Origin of the sequence: Undibacterium sp. RTI2.2 (assembly GCF_035018705.1) — a bacterium.
Classification (GTDB): domain Bacteria; phylum Pseudomonadota; class Gammaproteobacteria; order Burkholderiales; family Burkholderiaceae_D; genus Undibacterium.
In genome coordinates this window covers 1-3,685 of record NZ_JASJXN010000089.1, presented here as the reverse complement: position 1 = coordinate 3,685, position 3,685 = coordinate 1, and the positions used below count along the sequence as shown (strand labels likewise).

The window sequence follows — 3,685 nt, the reverse complement described above, 5'->3', positions numbered from 1 at the left end:
CGATGGTGCCATGATCGTGATATGGGTCGTGTTGGCTTTTAACATCCGGGCAACCGATACGGGGTCTGCTTCCAGAATGACTCTACCTTGTTTGTTTAACTCTTTGACCAGCGCTTGATACGCGTCGCCATAATCATAGCCGCGCAGCGGATAGGAAATTCAAGCCACCTAAGCGAAGTATACTCCCTTAACCAAGTGATCATAAGTACAAGTTTCGATCTAATCAGATCGGATTGCACAACACTTTTCCACGCGTGACATCATATCCACACAAAATCGCAACAACCATCGTCTCAAAACATCACCCGATGAAACGCAGACACAAAACTAGCCCTGATGCGCCAAGCAGCGCGCATCCATATTGAAAAATTAGAAAATTAGCCTTACCAATTCACACTCTGATCGACATCTTCATCGGGCCCATATTGCCCAACATCCACATCTGGCTCGGCATCAAAGTATTCCTCTGGTTCGGCCTCATCACAGGCATCCCACAAGGGTGGGCCGCGTGCTTTGCTGATCTTTGGCGGGATTGGTTCTACGCCGATATGGTCAAGAATTTTGCGAATTTCTGCGCCATCGTTGACGAACGCGATCAGGCGCATTTGGCCACCGCAGTGCAGACATAGCAGTGGGAACACCTCGTAGATTCGCGCGATCAATTTTGCCCACAGGTAGCGTGCGGGCGAACGTTTAGTATTACTCTGACTCTGGGCTTCTTGGTCTGACGGTATTGTCTGCACCTCAGGAGAAATCACCGGCATCACCGGCATGGGCGCCATGGCGGTGACTGCGGCTCTGAGCGGTGAATTCGGTGCCAACACGCCGAAGTAACGATGACGGTGCGTACGTGGTGGCGGCACCAACGCAGCGATCTTGGCGATGAATTCACATGGCGTCAGTATCAAATCGCCTTGCTTGCCACCCGATTGCGGTTTGGGACAGTGGTAGAGTAAATGCCCTTGTCCTTTGCGGTGCAGCCTTTCCATGGCAAATGGAGGACGGGCGCAATAGCGCAGTAATCGCTCTAGCCCAGCCCTGTCATCGGCTGCAATGTAAACACTGGCATCGACCGAAAAGCCGCCACCATGGCGCGCTAGCAGCATCACTTCGCCATCAATGCTGTCGAGCAAACCACGCTTAACGAAGGCACGTACGATGCGTCGTTTGGCTTCATTCTGCACCTGCGCGATGGTATCGGCACTGAGATGCGCCAGCGCATGAAACTTCACTTTGCTACCCACATCGCCATCGTCACCGTCATGCGCATCCACCGCCTCAAACACACCATCGACGACACAAATATGAAAATGCACGTGGGTATTGAGACTCGAGCCAAAACGATGAATGAAAGCGCAGGCCGCCAATTGCACCAGACGGCGATCGACTGCCGTAGCGCTGGGGCAATGTGCCTGCAGGCTAGCCAGAATCACCCGCAGAAATATCCGCAGTGCGGTATTGAGTGCTTTGGGATCATTCTGTAAAAAATAGCGTAAGCGCTTCGGTAGCGAGAGCACCCATTGCCGCACTGGCAGCTTGGGAAAAATGTGATCAGACAGATGCGCTGCCGTCTCGACCATGCGCCGTGTATTGCACGATGGGCAAACGCCGCGCCCTTTGCAGGAAAACGCGACCAGAAAATCATGACCGCAAGCATCGCAGCGGGCGCGGGCGAAGCCGTAAGCAAAGATGCCACACTCGAGGTATTTGCGGAACGCAGTCTCGACATAAGGCGCTGGCGTGTGCAGATCACCTTGCCCGTCAAATTGTCCGCTAGAGGCAAGCGCGAGCCAGGTTTCGAAGTGACCAGCGATGGTGCGATAAAACAGGCTTTGCTCAGGATGACGGACTTGGTACAGCGCGGGGGCTAGCTTGGGGGCGGCTTGACCTTGTACCGGACGCACTGATGCGTGCCGGGCATGTGGGCGGCAAACAGCGGCTTGCGGAACATCGGAATGACTGGTGGCTGACACGGCAGCAACATTCATAGCGCAATTAATGGATGAATACTGTATGCCCAATCAGTTATTTTGTGTTGCTTTTTGTCGACCTGCGGTAGGCACTCTAGCTCGTTATGTTGCTATGTAAGCAATTGACTTGACGATTGGTGGCTCACCGCGACTGGCAGCTTACGCCCCACTATCGACGCTCATTGAAATATCTTTACGGCTGCTTAGGGCACCAGAGTTGCCCGTCAAAGTGCCAAAATCACGGTCAGCTGACCAACGTTAGCCTTTCAATCGTTTTTCAGAGGTATCTGGCGTCACGCTGATCGCTTTGTTGCAACGAGTGCAGCGGGCAGACTATTCGGCAAAATCCTGCTCGCAAAATCAGCAATGGGAAACTCAAGCGTGCCGCGCAAATTAATTCCCTCAAGATTAGTAGGCGCAATCTTGCGTAAATCTTCTGAGCGCAGAGGTTCACCACCAATCGATTCTATTTCTGTTTTGGCTCGGTCCATGTGGATAGTGTTCCATGCCATCAGGCAATAGCTGAGCAAACTTAAACTGGATGAAACGGCAACCAGCGAATCATGACGTTTTGCCAGCCCGGCCGGGATTTTGCCGGTATGGAGTGCTCGATACAGATTATGCACTGCCTCACCGCGATTCAATACATGGCGCAATTCGCGTTGGAAAGAAGGGTTAATGAACAAATCGATCAGAAAAATCGTGCGTAGCGGGGTCGATTTGTTTTAGGTGCAATAAGTGACGGTAGGAGATCGAGCACTGGCGTGGGGGTAGTTGTGCGCCCATTGGTTCGTCAAGCAGCATAACTGGCGGATCCATGAAAGCAGCGCGCATGATGGCGATGCGCTGTTGCTGTCCGCCACTGAGCTCATGTGGGAATCGGTCCAGAATAGTTTCGTCCAAATCGACGAGACTCACCAACTCAGAAAAACGCGCAGCTAGCCGCGCGCGCTCCCAGCCTCGCAAACGCGCGACCATGACTACATTTTCTCGCGCAGACAAATGGGGGAAGAGTCCTCCGTCTTGTGGGATATAGCCAATTTTGTCGGCCCATTCGGCACGCGAAAACGACAGTAAGGGTTGTCCGTTAATTTTGACGTAGCCCTTATCCAACGGAATTAACCCCAATGTTAGTCGGAGCAGAGTGGTTTTCCCCGAACCGCTGGAACCGATAAGAGCATGCGTTGTCCCACTCTGCACCTTAAGATTTATATCCTGCAGCACAGTCTTACCGTCAAAAATTTTACAGATGTGTTGGAGTTCGAGCATCGTTGGTGAACAGTTTATTTTTGTAATGTGATTGAGAGTATTTGTTGATTTGCATCTAAAACTGCCCCACCGGCGTTGCAGCAAAAACCTTGGATTGGTTTATGTCGTTAAATCTCGACTCCCTCCATCGTCTACGAGACTGCAAGAGCAAGCAAAGAGTTTAATCTGTTTTTCGTTATATTAACGATATAGGCGGTTTTGTCCCGCTAGCTAAACCAAGATCGCATTGACGCGGATGATCCGCAAGAGCCGGTTCGAAATCGAAGGCGCGGCGATCTCGTTTGCAGACCAATATTTTTGCGGTGTCACGCGCAGTCCATCCAGTTTGACGGACACAGGGCCATTCCATGGAAATTCCGGCATTCGATCAATAATGCGGCAGAAACCCTCATTGCGTTATCCCGTCAGAACCAGTTCGAGCGCAGTAAAAGGTCTTGAAACCGAGC

The 3,685-nt window shown here is 51.9% G+C and carries 4 protein-coding genes; 1 reads left to right on the top strand and 3 read right to left on the bottom strand.

The genetic code is table 11. The annotated features are described in order from the left end of the window. Window positions 1-383: 383 nt before the first annotated feature. The 3 genes from QN395_RS20980 to QN395_RS20970 form a co-directional block, all read right to left on the bottom strand. On the bottom strand, window positions 384-1,988 hold the full coding sequence (locus tag QN395_RS20980) for an IS91 family transposase (protein ID WP_323493009.1): 1,605 nt from the start codon (window positions 1,986-1,988) through the stop codon (window positions 384-386). Window positions 1,989-2,263: 275 nt separating this feature from the next. Beyond that, complete coding sequence (locus QN395_RS20975) at window positions 2,264-2,656, bottom strand: Tn3 family transposase (RefSeq protein ID WP_323493138.1); 393 nt, start codon at window positions 2,654-2,656, stop codon at window positions 2,264-2,266. After that, the gene (locus tag QN395_RS20970) at window positions 2,646-3,194 is read right to left on the bottom strand and encodes an ATP-binding cassette domain-containing protein (RefSeq protein WP_323493137.1); all 549 of its coding nucleotides are present in this window, start codon (window positions 3,192-3,194) and stop codon (window positions 2,646-2,648) included. The genes QN395_RS20975 and QN395_RS20970 overlap by 11 nt, the downstream gene beginning before the upstream one ends. Before the next feature lie 280 nt (window positions 3,195-3,474). Between QN395_RS20970 and QN395_RS20965 the strand changes: the two genes are divergently transcribed. Beyond that, the coding region (locus QN395_RS20965) for a hypothetical protein (RefSeq protein ID WP_323493046.1) at window positions 3,475-3,685 on the top strand (211 nt) is incomplete at its 3' end.